The sequence below is a fragment of the Cellvibrio japonicus Ueda107 genome (assembly GCF_000019225.1).
GTDB classification, from domain to species: domain Bacteria; phylum Pseudomonadota; class Gammaproteobacteria; order Pseudomonadales; family Cellvibrionaceae; genus Cellvibrio; species Cellvibrio japonicus.
Genome location: NC_010995.1, coordinates 3,009,409 through 3,025,031, shown reverse-complemented (window position 1 = coordinate 3,025,031; position 15,623 = coordinate 3,009,409). Strand labels below are relative to the sequence as shown.

The following is a 15,623-nucleotide window of genomic DNA, read 5'->3' as shown; positions in this document are numbered from 1 at the left end:
CACGGCCCCGGTAAATAGGCTAGAATGCCGGCCATTCTTGCCGCCCCCCATTCAGGGGACTTTTTTCCATTTTTATTAAGTAGTTAGCGCCTGTGACTGACCTGAGCCATATCCGTAACTTTTCCATCATCGCCCACATCGACCACGGTAAATCGACCATTGCCGACCGTTTTATCCAGATTTGTGGCGGTTTATCCGATCGCGAGATGGAAGCTCAAGTCCTTGATTCCATGGATTTGGAGCGCGAGCGTGGTATCACCATCAAAGCTCACAGTGTGACCCTTAACTATAAGGCAAGGGATGGCAAAACCTACCAATTGAACTTTATTGATACCCCGGGGCACGTCGACTTTACCTATGAAGTATCCCGCTCCCTGGCGGCCTGTGAAGGTGCCTTGCTGGTGGTCGATGCGGCCCAGGGGGTTGAAGCCCAATCGGTTGCCAACTGTTACACGGCCATCGAGCAGGGGCTTGAGGTAATTCCGGTACTCAACAAAATGGACCTGCCCCAGGCAGAGCCGGATCGTGTAGCCCAGGAGATTGAGGATATTATCGGCCTGGATGCGACCGAGGCCGTTCGCTGTTCCGCCAAATCGGGCTTGGGGATGGAGGATGTATTGGAGGAACTTGTGCGCCTGGTTCCCCCGCCTACCGGTGATGTAGGCGCGCCCTTGCAAGCCCTGATTATTGATTCCTGGTTTGATAATTACCTGGGGGTCGTTTCCCTGGTGCGTGTCGTACAGGGGACATTGCGCCTCAAGGACAAAATTATTGCCAAGACCATCGGTAAGTCACAACTGGTGGATGGCCTGGGGGTATTTACGCCCAAACCCCTGCAGCTCAAAGAACTGAAAGCGGGTGAGGTAGGGTTTGTCGTTGCCGGTATTAAAGACATCCACGGTGCGCCCGTGGGCGATACCATCACCCATGCGCAAACCCCGGATGTGGAAGCTTTGGCGGGCTTCCAGAAGATCAAACCCCAGGTTTACGCCGGTATGTTCCCGGTCAGTTCCGATGATTTTGAGTCTTTCCGTGAGGCCCTGGCCAAGCTGACCCTTAACGACGCCTCCCTGTTCTATGAACCTGAAAGCTCTGATGCCCTGGGATTCGGCTTTCGTTGCGGTTTCCTCGGTATGCTCCACATGGAGATTATCCAGGAGCGTTTGGAGCGCGAGTACGATCTCGATTTGATCACGACAGCACCGACTGTGGTTTATGAAATTGAAACCGCCAAGGGTGAAACTATTTTTGTTGATAACCCGTCCAAACTGCCTGATCCGGGCAGTATTAATGAAATGCGTGAGCCTATTGTGGAAGCCAATATCCTGGTTCCCCAGGAGCATCTGGGCAATGTCATTACCCTGTGTGTTGAAAAACGCGGTGTACAAAAAGATTTGCAGTTCACCGGCTCCCAGGTAGCTGTGCGCTATGAGTTGCCAATGAATGAGGTGGTCACAGATTTCTTTGACCGCCTCAAATCCGTCAGCCGTGGCTTTGCGTCACTGGACTACAATTTCCTGCGTTTCCAGCCTGCCAAGCTGGTTCGCCTGGATGTATTGATCAATGGTGACAAGGTGGATGCCCTGGCGCTTATTGTGCATCGCGATAAATCCCAGCACATGGGGCGCCAACTGGTCGAGAAAATGAAAGACCTGATTCCACGCCAGATGTTTGATGTGGCCATCCAGGCAGCCATTGGTGGCCAGGTAGTCGCCCGCTCCACGGTGAAGGCGCTGCGCAAAGATGTATTGGCCAAGTGTTACGGTGGCGATGCTACCCGTAAGAAGAAACTCCTGGAAAAACAAAAGGCCGGTAAAAAGCGTATGAAACAGGTAGGTAATGTGGAAATCCCGCAGGCTGCCTTCTTTGCCGTCCTGAAAATAGACAGTTAATTCCCCAAGGATATTGAATGAGCATTAATCTTCCCCTGATCCTCACCCTTGCGGTGTTGGTTACCGGTCTGGTGTGGTTGCTGGACGCGATTCTCTGGGCCAAACCGCGCAAACAGCGCGTTTCACTGGTGGATAAACAATTCGCCTCGTTTCGGTCACTGCCCGAGCCTGAGGCCGGAGCACCGGCAACGGTGCGCGAAGATTACACCAAGGCGCAAGAGGCTTATGCGTCTGCTCGTGAAGCCGCTGCACGCGAACCCATCCTGGTCGAATATTCCAAATCGTTTTTCCCGGTTTTGTTTATTGTCTTTTTTGTGCGCTCCTTTCTTGTCGAGCCATTCCAGATTCCCTCGGGCTCCATGATTCCCACGCTCAAGGTGGGCGATTTTATTCTGGTTAATAAATATACCTATGGTATTCGCCTGCCGGTGTTGAATACTGAAGTGATTCCGGTTAACAAGCCGGAGCCAGGCGATGTGATGGTGTTCTTCCCGCCCCATGCCCCGGATACTTACTACATCAAGCGTGTTATTGGTGTGCCCGGTGACCGGATCAGTTATGTCAACCATGTGCTGACGATTAATGGGCAGGTGGTTCCCGAAACCCTGGTTGCCCAGCTGCCTCCCCTGGCACCTGTCGTCCGCGAAGTGAAAGAAACTATTAATGGTCATGAATTTACCGCCCACAAAAACATTATTCCCGGTCCGCTGAGTCGCACCGGGTCATGGGTCGTCCCCGAAGGTCATTATTTTATGATGGGCGATAATCGCGATAACAGTTTGGACAGTCGCGACTGGGGTTTTGTCAGTGAGGACCAGATTGTCGGGAAAGCCTTTGCCGTGTGGATGCATTGGGATAAATTGTTCAGTATTCCCAGTTTTGGCAACGTGGGTATGATTCAATAGGTGTGACAGCTTGCATCGGTTTGGGGTGATGCTACAACTATGGCTGTCTGATTAGCTGGCCTGCAATACCTATAGGCTATCCACTAGCATCTAAAAAGGGGCATCTATGAGTATGGTTTCTTTGACTTCCCGGACACGAAGTGCAGCCTGGTTGAACCGCCGCTACCTGGCCGGGCAGCGCGGTTTTAGCATGATCCAGTGGATGCTGATTATCCTGGTTGCCGGTTTCTTTTTGTTATTTGCATTCAGGGTTGTGCCTTTGTATGCCGAAAACCGCTATGTGGTGACGGCGCTGAAAAGCCTGGAAGACGGTGGCTCTCGCCTGAGTGATATGACAGATGCTGAAATTCGCAAGAAACTGGCCAATTTCTACATGATTAACAATGTGCGCAGTGAAGGCCCCACCAAGAATATTGAAATCGATCGCTCCAACAATAATGTGCTGGTAATGATTGACTATGAAACCCGCGTTAACCTGTTTTATAACATTGATCTAGTGCTTACGTTTGAAAACCATCTGGATAGCACCCGCCCAGGGTTGTGCTGCCGTCCCTTCAAAGCAGAGACCCGTGATTAATCTGAAATACCAGCGCCTGGAGCAACGTCTGGGCTATAGCTTCAATGACCAGCGCCAGTTGCAACTGGCGCTTACCCACCGCAGCCATGGGGCCAGCAATAACGAACGCCTCGAATTCCTGGGCGATTCCATCCTGAATTTTTTGATTGGTGAAGCCTTGTTTTTGCGCCTGGACGAGGCGCGCGAAGGGCAGATGAGCCGTTTGCGCTCACAGCTGGTTCGCGGCGATACCCTGGCGGAACTGGCGCGCGAATTTGAATTAGGTGAGTGCCTGGTGTTGGGGGAGGGCGAGCTTAAATCCGGTGGACATCGCCGCGATTCCATCCTGGCTGATGCGGTAGAGGCCATTATTGGTGCCATTTACCTGGAGTCAGGCCTGGATACTTGTCGGGAGCGTGTACTGGCCTGGTATGGCGATCGGTTGGACGCCATCAGCCTGGATACTTCTGCCAAAGATCCTAAATCCCGTTTGCAGGAGTATCTCCAGGCCCAGCGCCAGCCATTACCCGAGTATCGGGTGGTGGAAGTTGGCGGCGAAGGACATGCCCAGGTATTTACAATCGAGTGCCACGTCGCCATTGCCAAACAGTCGACACAGGCGCAAGCTTCCAGCCGTCGTGAAGCCGAAAAGCAGGCTGCCGCCGCCATGCTTAAATTGCTAAAACTCTAGGCTGCCCAGCCGTTTGTTATTCAGGTATTTCCATGTCCAGTGATTCCCCGGTGTTAAATGGCCGTTGCGGCTATGTTGCTATTGTCGGCCGCCCGAATGTCGGCAAGTCCACCCTGCTTAATCATCTGCTGGGGCAAAAAATCAGCATTACTTCACGCAAACCCCAGACTACACGCAATGCTGTCGTGGGTATCAAAACCGAAGGTGATGTACAAATTATCTTTGTGGATACCCCTGGCTTGCACCTGGGACAGCAGAAAGCGATCAACCGCTATATGAACCGTGCGGCAAGTACCGCCATGAAAGATGTTGATGTGGTGGTATTTGTGGTGGATCGGTTTATCTGGAATGAAGAGGACGATGCGGTTGCCCAGCGCCTGAGCCAGGTAAAAAGCCCCATTATCCTGGCGGTTAACAAAGTCGATCAGATCGAGGATAAGGACAGTTTATTGCCTCATTTGCAGGCATTGTCTGAAAAGCTGAATGTGGCAGAGATTGTGCCCATTTCGGCCTTGCGCAATGCCAACCTGGAGCGCCTGGAGGCTTTGATTGTTGAGCGCCTGCCTGAGGGGGTACATATGTATCCCGAAGATCAGATTACCGATCGCAGCTCGCGCTTTATGGCGGCGGAAATTGTGCGTGAAAAAATTACCCGCCAATTGGGCGATGAACTGCCTTATGAAATGGCCGTGGAAATTGAGGAATTTAAGCAGGAGGGAAGTTTGCTCAATATTTCGGCGTTGATTCTGGTCGAAAAACCCGGCCAGAAAAAAATCCTGATTGGCGACAAGGGTGAACGTATCAAGCTTATTGGCACCCAGGCTCGGCTCGATATGGAGAAATTATTTGAGATGAAAATCATGCTCAAGCTTTGGGTCAAGATCAAATCCGGTTGGTCTGATGACGAGCGCGCATTGCGCAGTCTGGGCTACAACGATTTTTGATGGTGTGAATCTGGCGGGCGAGGGCAATCATGCGAGTAGACCTGCAACCTGCCTATATCCTCCATGCGCGTCCTTATCGCGATACCAGCCTGTTGCTTGACTTATTAACGCCGGTGTATGGACGCATTACCGCCGTGGCGCGCGGTGTGCGCCAGAGCAAGGGCCACAAGCGCCAGTTGTTAAATCCCTTCCACCGCCTGCTGGTAAACTGGCAAGGCAAATCTGAATTAAAACTAATTACCGGCGTTGAAACGGATCACCATTATCTACAGTTGCAAGGTAATGCCCTGTATTCCGGTTTTTATCTCAACGAGCTTTTGGTTCGCTTGTTGCCGGAGCAGGATGTGATTACAGGATTGTTCGAGCGCTATGAATGGACACTGGATGCCCTGCATCGCGGTGAGCCCCTGGAGCCGCTACTGCGTGAATTTGAATTTATGCTGTTGCAGGGATTGGGCTACGCCCTGGATTTTCTGCACGATTGCCACAGCCAGCAACCTATTCAGAGCGGGTATTTTTATCTTTGTGATATTCACCAGGGATTCTATAGCGTCCCGGCAGATAGCGATCCTCGCTTTTGGATTGCCGGTGCACATTTGCTCGCCATTGCCGCAGGTGATTACAGCGCAGCGGATACTCGCCGTGTAGCCAAGCAGTTGGCGCGACTGTTGTTTAAACCCCTGTTAGGTAAACGACCGCTGAAAAGCCGGGAACTGTTTACGCCCGGTTCGCCTCACTGATTTCATCCAGGCCAAACAGCGCGTCAATATTCTTATCCTTTTGCCAATGAACGATATCATCCAGTGCATGGATAAGCGCCGGTATGGCATCTTTGGCATGGTCGTAGGCACCGGCCTGGAACAGCTTGTCGAGCAAACCGCTGATATGCTTTAGCTTGGGTACACCGCAATAGCAGCAGCTGCCGTACAGGCGATGAATCAATTCACCCAGTTGCACATAGTTTTCTTGCGCGAGGGCAGTGTTGATCTGTTCTTTTTCCTGCTCCAGCGAGTTGAGCAGCATCTGTAACATATCGCGGGCCAAGGCGGGTTTGTTGTTAGCCAGCTTGAGGCATAACTGGATATCGACGGAGCCAAGTTCCCCAGGCTGTGTTTCGCGCAGTTTGTTGAGTACGAGCGGCTCTTTTTCTTCCGGTTGTACGATGACATTCTTTTTCCCCGTGAGGCTAACCCAGCGATTGATAATATGGGCCAACTGGGTTTCATTAACCGGTTTGCTGATGCAATCGTCCATGCCGGCAATTAATAGCTCACTTTTTTGTTCGGTAATCGTATGGGCGGTCAGGGCAATAATAGGCGTGCGTCGTTTTCCGGATTCCATTGAGCGGATACGGCGTGTGGCTTCTATGCCATCCATCCCCGGCATTTGGATATCCATAAAAATTACATCGAATTCATCGGTTTGGCAGGCCTCGATGGCCAGGGGGCCATTGTTGGCTGTGATGACCTCGGTATTAAGGCCGCGCAACAATTCCGAAGCCAGCTGTAAATTGGCAGGGTTGTCATCTACCAGCAATACCCGTGCGCTGGGACGCTGGGCATCCTCCTGATCCTGATCGCGGTTTTCCTTGATATGGATATCCAGCTGTCGTCCCAGGGTTTGTAGCAGGGCATCATAGGCAATAGGTTTATTAATAAACAAAATACTGCTTTGTTCAGCATGGGTACGGAACAAGCGTTGGTGTGCCGGCGTGCAACAGGCAACCAGTGTACAGTTGAATTCGCTTTCCAGTTGCTCAGCCAGGTTGTTGAGTAGTAATGGAGGAATCTTGCGCTCATTAGGGGCTATATCCAACACCAGTAAGTCAAAGGGTTTATCTTGCGCACGGGCCTCGCGCAGTATGGGAAAACAATCGTGTACTGCACTGATAATGTGGGTATTGGCATGCCATTCGCGCAACAATTTTTCCAGCTGTTTAAGCGAGTCGGCATTTTCGCCGCAGAGTAAAATGCGGTAATCGCTCAGGTTGGCGAGTTGACTCGGTGCCGGTTGGCGCTTATCGATACCAAGGCGCGCGGTAAACCAAAAGGTGGAACCTTGTTCGGGTGCACTGACCACGCCGATTTCACCGTGCATACGCTCAACCAGGCCTTTACAGATAGCCAGTCCCAAACCTGTGCCATCGTGTTCGCGGCTGCTGGAACTATCGACCTGGCTAAAGGCGGAAAAAAGATTTTCCTGTTCTTCCTGCGACAAGCCTATGCCCTGGTCAGTGACTGCCACCTTGAGGGTGATCTGGGTTTCCTGGCGCTGTGCAATGCTGATATCCACAATAATGTTGCCGGCATCACTGTATTTGATCGCGTTGGTCACCAGGTTGGAGAGAACCTGCTTAAAGCGCAGGGCATCGCCGAGCAGGTTGCGTGGAATGCAGGGCTCAATATAGGTGATGAGTTGCAGGTTCTTTTCATGGGCATCGGGTGCCAACATGTGCAGTACTTCATCAACCGTTTTGCGAATGGGCAGTGGGGCGTAATCCAGGGTCAACTTGCCGGATTCAATTTTGGAAAAGTCGAGGATGCCGTTGATAACCGTCAACAGGTTTTGCGCAGAGTCGCGGATGGTTTCCATGTACTCGCGCTGTTTTTCATTGAGTTCCGTTTTTAATGCCAGGTTGATAAAGCCAAGGATGCCATTGAGCGGTGTGCGGATTTCGTGGCTGGTATTGGCCAGGAATTCAGATTTAACACGGCTTGCTTCCAGGGCCTCCTTGCGCGCCATATCCAGTTCGACGTTTTGGATTTCAATGGTTTCCAGGGTTTCGCGCAGATCTTCAATAGCATTGTCGATATGGGCTTGCATATCTTCCTGTGCGGCTTCCATGGACGCCGCCATGGTATTGATGGATTCTGCCAAACCAAAAAATTCGCTGGTATGTTGTTCGCGGATGCGCTCGTTGAGTTTGCCGCGAGCCAGTTGATTGACGGTTTCCTTGACGTGTTCCAGTGGATCGACAATTTTTTGGTAAAGCCGCAGCGCAAAATAGGCCCCGATAACCAGACACAGGAGTGTCAGGGCAAGGCTCAGGATAATCGCTTCATAACGCACGACCAGGTAAGGCGAGGAGGCGAGTTCAATTTCTACCCAACCAAGGGAATTCTGGTTGTCAACACCGACCAGCGGATGGGCAAACCTGATGCTATGGAAGGCGTGGCGCTTGACCGGGGTTTGCATATTGGGCTCTGCCGGTTCCTCTGCCGGCAGGAATTGCGGGCCGGAATGCAAGTGGGTGTTGCTCTTGGCAATGTAGGCGTGTGTGGCGCGCACAAAGGGTTCTTCGATGGAAGCGGCGAGTATTTGTTGCGCCAGTTGCAGGTTGTTATCCAGCAGGGGTTGATGAAGCAAATGCGCCATTTTTTGCGCAAGTATGCTGCCGCGCATATCAATGTATTTATTGAGCTGGGAAATGCACAACAAGGTCAGGCTGATGCTGATCAATAAAATAACAATGACCGAGGGAATAAAGATCAGGCGCCAGACATAATTTTTCAGGCTTCTTTTTACGCTGCTGGGTTGCTTATTCATAGATCCTTGCCGCAGGGATAAGGGGCCGAATGAGTTTCGTCGCCGGGGTTTCAGCGTTAGAATAGCCGCCCCGCGCGAAGCAGCGCAACCTGTCATCGCTGGTTCGAATCAGGGGTTCCCGCCAGCATTACCCACCAAAACCTGAGGTTTTTATGGAGTTCCCAACAATTGAATCTGTGGTCGGTAATACCCCGCTGGTGCGTTTACAGCGTTTGCCGGGTAAAACCAGCAATCAGGTTCTGGTAAAGCTGGAGGGCAATAATCCAGCGGGCTCTGTTAAAGACCGTCCGGCGCTGTCGATGATTACCCGCGCCGAGCTGCGCGGCGATATCAAACCCGGTGATACCCTGATCGAGGCGACCAGTGGCAATACGGGTATTGCCCTGGCAATGGTGGCTGCCATTAAAGGTTATCGCATGATCCTGATTATGCCGGATAACTCTACCGCTGAACGCAAGGCAGCCATGACCGCTTATGGTGCCGAGCTGATCCTGGTGACCCGCGAACAGGGGATGGAGGGGGCAAGGGATCTGGCGCTGCGTATGCAGGCGGAGGGCAAGGGCAAGGTATTGGATCAGTTTGGTAATCCCGACAATCCACTCGCGCATTACACCGGCACTGGCCCTGAGATTTGGCAGCAGACAAACGGCACCATTACCCATTTTGTCAGCTCCATGGGAACCACGGGAACCATCATGGGTACCTCCCGTTTCCTGAAAGAGAAAAACCCGGCTATCCAGATTATTGGACTGCAGCCGTCAGAAGGTGCCCAGATTCCCGGCATCCGCCGTTGGCCGGAAGCCTATCTTCCCAAAATCTATGAGCGCGACCGTGTAGATGGCATTGTCAACATGCCCCAGTCGTTGGCGGAGGACACCATGCGCGATCTGGCGCGCCAGGAGGGCATCTTCTGTGGTGTTTCCTCCGGTGGTGCCGTAGCCGCAGCGCTTGAGTTGGGTGAACAGGTCGAAAATGCCGTGATAGTGGTGATTATTTGTGATCGCGGCGACCGCTACTTGTCTTCCGGTCTGTTTAACCAGTAATTCCATCTTACTTATCCCTATTTCACAGGCAGTCACCTATGGCCTACAAGAAGCCCGGTTTTCTGGGCAAGAAGCCAGTACCTCATGGCAAGGGGGCTGGCCGCGACCCCTATGTACGCGATGATAGTCCGCGCCTTACCGCGCCGCGCCGCGAGCAGCCCCAGCCACTCCAGCGCAACAAGCGCCTCGGTGAATTATTGATCGATCGCTTCAGCCATGACGGGCGCGGCTTGGCCAGCCTTGATGGCAAAACCCTGTTTGTAGATGGCGCTATCGCCGGAGAGACGGTCACGGCGCGTTTGCTGGAGGACCATCCCCGTTTTGCCGAAGCCAGGGTTGAGGATGTCATCCTGGCTTCGCCCGACCGGGTTGAACCGCCCTGCGCACATTATGCGACCTGCGGCGGCTGCCAGTTACAGCACCTTAAGCCGGAAGCCCAGTTGTTGATGAAGCAACAGGTCGTGTTGGAACAGGTGCATCGCTGGGGCGGTTTGACGCCAAAGCGCGTGCTGCCGCCTTTGCGCAGTGAAAGCCTTGGCTATCGCAGCCGTGCGCGCCTCGGTGTTTGGTATGAGGCTGATAGCTCTGTCACTCTGGGATTTCGCCAGCAGCAACGCAAAACACTGACTAATATTGAATCCTGTTCTGTGTTGCTGCCGGCATTGAATCGTTTGATTGGGCCTTTACGCCAGTGGTTGCAGGCCCGTGTCGCTAACAAGGCCGTCACCCATATCGAGCTGGTTGCCGCCCAGTCGGGGCCTGCGGTGATTGTGCGCCATACCAAGCCCCTGGTTGCGCTCCAGCGTCAAGCGCTTGCCGAATTGGCGCAGCGGGAATCCTGCCAGGTGTGGTTGGAACCGAATGGCAATCAGGGCTTGACCGACCTTGAAGGGAGCCCGGTTGATCCGCACCTGGTATTGGATGTGGCCGGGTTGCCACTGCATTTCCACCCCCAGGATTTCACCCAGGTCAATCCGGCAGTTAACGGGCGTATGGTGCAACAGGCACTGGAATTGCTAGCTCCGGGTACTAATGACCTGGTATTGGATTTTTTTTGCGGGATGGGCAATTTCACCCTGCCAATGGCGTCGCGGGTTGCCCGGGTTATTGGGCTGGAAGTGGTTGAACCCATGGTGACCCGTGCGCAGGCTAATGCCACTCGTTTGGGACTGGATAACCTTGAGTTCCTCAAGGCGGATCTCAGCCAGATGGATTCGCCCCGCCTGCGCCAACTGTGCAGCCAGGCCAGTGCGATTTTGCTGGATCCGCCCCGTGATGGTGCAAAAGAGCTGGTTACCCAATTGCGTGATTTGCGTCGCAAAGGGCAACTAAGCGCACAGCGGATTGTCTATGTCAGCTGCAATCCGGCAACCCTGGCTCGCGACGCAGCGCTTTTGGCGGAGGCAGGTTATGGACTGGATGCCCTGGGAGTGATGGATATGTTCCCGCACACCAGCCATGTGGAATCCATGGCGCTGTTTTTGTATAAGCAGTAGTGCTGGTACAACAGCAGGCTTAAGCATCAAGTCTCTCGGTCTCCGCGTCCTCTCCAGCGCTGGGGGCAACCATAATAAGCAAGGCAATCACTATGGTTAAAGTCAGACAGGATCACCCCATCGCGGCGGATGGGCAAGTGGATATAGAGGCGTGGATCGACCGCCTTAACCATCTGCAGGCACAAACCGATGCAACTCGCGCTGAATTGCGTCGCGCCGCTGAACTCAGTCTCTCCCTGGTGGATATCCACCATGATGATGATCACTCCTGGGGAGAGGATTTCTCCTGTTTCCGTATCGGCCTGGAAATGGCCGAAATCCTTGCCGACCTGCAATTGGACCAGGATGCCCTGGTCGCCGCCATGCTCTACCGTGCCGTGCGTGAAAACAAGGTGGCCTTACCCGAAATCCAGAAGCACTTTGGCGATACTGTCGCCAAGCTGGTGAAAGGGGTATTGCGCATGGCGGCCATCAGCTACCAGCGCAAAGAGGGTGAGGAGCGGGTGCTGGGCAGCCAGGCCGTGGAGCAGGCGGAGAAAATCCGCAAAATGCTGGTGGCCATGGTCGATGATGTACGCGTAGCCCTGATCAAGCTGGCGGAGCGCACCTGTGCCATTCGCTCGGTTAAAAATGCCAGCCCGGATCGCCGTCGCCAGGTAGCCCGTGAGGTCGCGGATATCTATGCGCCGCTTGCCCATCGCCTGGGCATTGGCCATATCAAGTGGGAATTGGAAGACCTGTCTTTCCGCTACCTGCAACCGGAAGAATACAAACGCATTGCCAAACTGCTCGATGAGCGCCGTCTCGCGCGGCAGGAATATATCGACAACATGCTCGCCCTGCTGCGCAATGAGTTGCACAAGGCGGGGATTGATGGCGAAGTCTCCGGGCGCGCCAAGCATATTTACAGTATCTGGCGGAAAATGCAGCGCAAGGGGATTCCTTTCTCCCAGGTCTATGACATTCGCGCGGTGCGCATCCTGGTGCCGACTGTGCGTGACTGCTACGCCGTACTGGGTATTGTGCACAGCCTCTGGCGCAATATTCCCCACGAGTTTGATGATTACATCGCCTCTCCCAAAGAGAATGGCTACCGCTCCCTGCACACGGCTGTCTGGGGGCCGGAAAACAAGGTGCTGGAAATCCAGATCCGCACCCGCGAAATGCACGAAGAGTCCGAGCTTGGTGTGTGCGCTCACTGGCGTTACAAGGGAACGGATACCAAAAACACGCGGGACTCCTACGAGCAAAAAATCTCCTGGTTGCGCCAGGTACTTGAGTGGCATGAGGAGCTGGGGGGCGATGTCCAGCATTTGCAAGACGACATTGGCGGCCTGAACGAGGACCGTATCTATGTCTTTACCCCGGAAGGGCATGTCGTCGATTTGCCGCGCTCGTCCACACCCCTGGATTTTGCCTACAAAATCCATACGGATATCGGCCATCGCTGCCGCGGCGCCAAGGTTAATAACCGCATAGTGCCGCTTAACTATCACCTGAATAATGCCGACCAGGTTGAAGTTATTACCGGCAAATTGGGGGCGCCCAGCCGCGACTGGCTAAACCCGGCATCGGGTTATGTGAACACGCCGCGGGCGCGTGCCAAAATCCAGCATTGGTTCAAGCAACAGGCGCGCGACCAGAATATTGCCGAAGGCCAGGCATTACTCGATCGCGAATTCAAACGCCTGGCGCTGCTGGATATCGATTTTGAAGAGCTGGCGAAAAAGCTGCGTTTCAATACCCTCGACGACCTCTATGCGGCTGTCGGTGCCAGCGATATCGGTGTTGGCCAGGTGCTGAATGCCGCGCAGAAACAGTTGGATGAAGCCGATCCGCAACAGCCGCTTATTCCTTTCAAGGCCAAATCACCGGCCAGGAAAAAGGATTCGGATTTCTATATTGAGGGGGTGGGTAACCTGCTCACCAGTATTGCCAACTGTTGTAATCCGGTTCCCGGTGATGCGATTACCGGTTACATCACCCTGGGCAAGGGAGTCTCTATCCATCGCCAGGATTGCAACAACATATTGCAGCTCCAGGCGGACGAGCCCCAGCGCATTATCAAGGTCGAGTGGGGCAATACGCCGCAGAGTACCTACTCGGTGGATATCATTATCGAAGCCTATGACCGTTATGGCCTGCTAAAAGATATTACGACGCTGCTCGATAGTGAACGCATCAACATCAGCGCCATGCAAACCCTGTCGGATAAACGCAAAAATACCGTGGATATGCTGGTCACGGTGGAAATCCGCGGTTTTGCTGAGCTCAGCCGTGTACTGACCAAGCTTAACCAGTTGCCGAACATCGCCTCGGCACGCCGTAAACACGCTTAAGGAATGCTTGTGACCGAATACCATCTTGACGATCTGCTTTATCTGATGGCGCGCCTGCGCGATCCCCAATCCGGTTGTCCCTGGGATATCAAGCAGGACTACGCCAGTATCGCGCCCTCCACTCTGGAGGAAGCTTACGAAGTGGTCGACGCTATTGAAAAAGAAGATTTTGCCCATCTCAAAGAAGAGCTGGGTGATTTGCTGTTCCAGGTTATTTTCTATAGCCAGATTGGCCGGGAAGAAGGGCGCTTTACCTTTGATGGCATAGTCTCCGGCCTGGTTGCCAAACTGATTCGCCGCCACCCCCACGTCTTTCCCGATGGCAGCCTGCACAGTCGTGTCGATAGCCGCCATGCTTTACCTGATGATGTTAAGGCGCGCTGGGAGATCATCAAGCAACAGGAGCGTGCCGAAAAAGGTGCACAGGGTGCACTTGCCGACGTCCCGCTCAACCTGCCCGCGCTGAGTCGCGCTGCCAAATTGCAAAAGCGCGCTGCTGTCGTGGGATTCGATTGGGAGGATATCCAGGGGCCTATTGCCAAGGTGCGGGAGGAGCTGCTGGAAGTGGAAGAGGCTATCCAGGCAGGGGATCGTGCCGCCATTGAGGAAGAACTGGGGGACTTGTTGTTTGCAGCGGTCAATATCAGCCGTTTTCTCAAGCTTGACCCCGAGCAGGCACTGCGGCGGGCCAACCAAAAATTTGAGGCGCGCTTTGGTTATATGGAAGCCAACGTGAGCAAGACGATGGAAGACGCCGGCATGGATGAGCTAAACCGTCTGTGGGATGAGGCTAAGCAGGCGCTTTAATCCACATTTTTCAGCAAAAAAAGTTATTAGCAGATTCTTAATGGGCTTGGTATAACAAGGTATAACGGAGCTAGACTCCAGATAAGTTGCCCTGAACATAACAACAATAATGACCTTCTCTGAGAGGTTCACTTGGATAGCCGTGAAGTTCGTGCAGGTTATATGGATGCCAAAGTAGGCAGTATTAAAATTCATATATCCGAGCTCAAGATAGGCATGTTTGTGTCCAAACTCGACCGGGATTGGCTGGAAACGCCATTTCTGATGCAGGGTTTTATGATCGAAAGCCTGGACGACATAGATACGGTGGCAGAATACGCCGAATATGTGTGGGTGGATGCGGTTAAAGAAGAGTGGGTTCCCCCCGAAACGCGGGCCGTCTCCGGCTCTCCCATCGCTAAAGCAAAAAGTTACGTCAATAAAGTCGATGCCCAACAGGAGCACCGCGCGGCGCTGGGGGTATATCGCGAAGCCCGTCGCCTGACCAAGAGCCTGCTGGATGATGCGCGTTTTGGCGGAGTGATAAACACCGAGGCCGCCAAAGCTACCGTCAAGGATTGCGTGCACAGTGTGTTGCGCAACCCCGATGCGCTTTTGTGGATGGCGCGTATGCGCAACGAGGACGAATACACTTCCGAACACTGCTTGAATGTGTGCATTCTGGCGGTTGCCTTTGGACGCCACCTGGGAATGAATGAATCCGAGCTGGAAAAATTGGGGCTGTGTGGGCTGCTGCACGATGTTGGCAAAATGCGAGTGCCCCAGGAACTGCTCAATAAGGTGGAGCCCCTGTCTGAAAAAGAATTCAACATGGTGCGGGCACATGCCACCCATGGCCGCAATCTGCTGATGTCTTCCCCAGGCGTACCCAATGTGGCGGTCGATGTTGCCTACAGCCATCACGAGCGAGTCGATGGTGAAGGTTATCCGCGCAAGCTGAAGGCCTCGGGGATATCGGATTACGCACGTATTATCTCAATTGTCGATGCTTATGATGCTATGACTGCCGATCGCTGCTATTCGCGTGCGATTCCCAGTACGGATGCTCTTAAACGCATTTTCCAGGATCGCGGTTCGCACTTTGATGAGCGGTTGGCATTGGAATTTATCAAGTGTGTCGGGCTCTATCCGCCAGGCAGCCTCGTGGAGCTGGTTAATGGCCTGATCGGGATTGTGCTGGAAACCAATAATCGTTTCCGGCATTTGCCCAAAATCATTGTGGTGATGGATCTCATCAAACCGCTTGAGAAGGAACAGGTTATCAGCCTGGAGGAGGTTGAGCAGCGCAAGCTCGATAAAACCTACCTGATCAAGCGGGCGCTACGCGATGGCAGCCACGGGATTTTTATTCGCGAGTATCGTGAAAAAGGCCTGGTTTTCAGGTACTGAGTGAGATCCGGCCTA

General features: G+C 53.4%; 12 protein-coding genes. 11 read left to right on the top strand and 1 reads right to left on the bottom strand.

What is annotated here, in order from left to right:
- The first annotated feature begins 92 nt into the window (after positions 1 to 92).
- The 6 genes from lepA (at position 93) to recO (ending at position 5,728) form a co-directional block, all read left to right on the top strand.
- A complete protein-coding gene (lepA, locus tag CJA_RS12480; RefSeq protein WP_012488180.1) occupies positions 93 to 1,892 on the top strand; it encodes a translation elongation factor 4 in 1,800 nt (599 codons plus the stop codon).
- 17 nt (positions 1,893 to 1,909) lie between these two features.
- The gene (lepB, locus tag CJA_RS12475; RefSeq protein ID WP_012488179.1) at positions 1,910 to 2,797 is read left to right on the top strand and encodes a signal peptidase I; all 888 of its coding nucleotides are present in this window, start codon (positions 1,910 to 1,912) and stop codon (positions 2,795 to 2,797) included.
- A gap of 106 nt (positions 2,798 to 2,903) precedes the next feature.
- A complete protein-coding gene (locus CJA_RS12470) occupies positions 2,904 to 3,374 on the top strand; it encodes a DUF4845 domain-containing protein (RefSeq protein ID WP_012488178.1) in 471 nt (156 codons plus the stop codon).
- Between the two features lies 1 nt (position 3,375).
- Positions 3,376 to 4,044 carry a ribonuclease III gene (rnc, locus tag CJA_RS12465; RefSeq protein ID WP_392397699.1) on the top strand — a complete coding sequence of 223 codons (669 nt, stop codon included), beginning with the start codon at positions 3,376 to 3,378 and terminating at the stop codon, positions 4,042 to 4,044.
- Between the two features lie 32 nt (positions 4,045 to 4,076).
- A complete protein-coding gene (gene era, locus CJA_RS12460) occupies positions 4,077 to 4,988 on the top strand; it encodes a GTPase Era (RefSeq protein ID WP_012488176.1) in 912 nt (303 codons plus the stop codon).
- A 29-nt stretch (positions 4,989 to 5,017) separates the two neighbouring features.
- Entirely contained in the window at positions 5,018 to 5,728 is a 711-nt protein-coding gene (gene recO, locus CJA_RS12455; RefSeq protein WP_012488175.1) for a DNA repair protein RecO, read from the top strand.
- On the opposite strand, the gene CJA_RS12450 is transcribed toward recO, so the two are convergent.
- A complete protein-coding gene (locus CJA_RS12450) occupies positions 5,706 to 8,534 on the bottom strand; it encodes a response regulator (RefSeq protein ID WP_158304066.1) in 2,829 nt (942 codons plus the stop codon). The genes recO and CJA_RS12450 overlap by 23 nt on opposite strands.
- Positions 8,535 to 8,686: 152 nt before the next feature.
- Here CJA_RS12450 and cysM point away from each other — a divergent pair, with 152 nt between their 5' ends.
- The 5 genes from cysM (at position 8,687) to CJA_RS12425 (ending at position 15,608) form a co-directional block, all read left to right on the top strand.
- Entirely contained in the window at positions 8,687 to 9,577 is an 891-nt protein-coding gene (gene cysM, locus CJA_RS12445) for a cysteine synthase CysM (protein WP_012488173.1), read from the top strand.
- 38 nt (positions 9,578 to 9,615) lie between these two features.
- A complete protein-coding gene (gene rlmD / locus CJA_RS12440; RefSeq protein ID WP_012488172.1) occupies positions 9,616 to 11,073 on the top strand; it encodes a 23S rRNA (uracil(1939)-C(5))-methyltransferase RlmD in 1,458 nt (485 codons plus the stop codon).
- Positions 11,074 to 11,165: 92 nt separating this feature from the next.
- Positions 11,166 to 13,412, top strand: a complete 2,247-nt coding sequence (gene relA, locus CJA_RS12435) for a GTP diphosphokinase (RefSeq protein WP_012488171.1) — start codon at positions 11,166 to 11,168, stop codon at positions 13,410 to 13,412.
- A gap of 3 nt (positions 13,413 to 13,415) precedes the next feature.
- Positions 13,416 to 14,219: a nucleoside triphosphate pyrophosphohydrolase gene (mazG, locus tag CJA_RS12430; protein ID WP_041551506.1), complete on the top strand. Its 804-nt coding sequence runs from the start codon at positions 13,416 to 13,418 to the stop codon at positions 14,217 to 14,219.
- A gap of 132 nt (positions 14,220 to 14,351) precedes the next feature.
- Entirely contained in the window at positions 14,352 to 15,608 is a 1,257-nt protein-coding gene (locus CJA_RS12425) for an HD-GYP domain-containing protein (RefSeq protein WP_012488169.1), read from the top strand.
- Positions 15,609 to 15,623 lie beyond the last annotated feature (15 nt).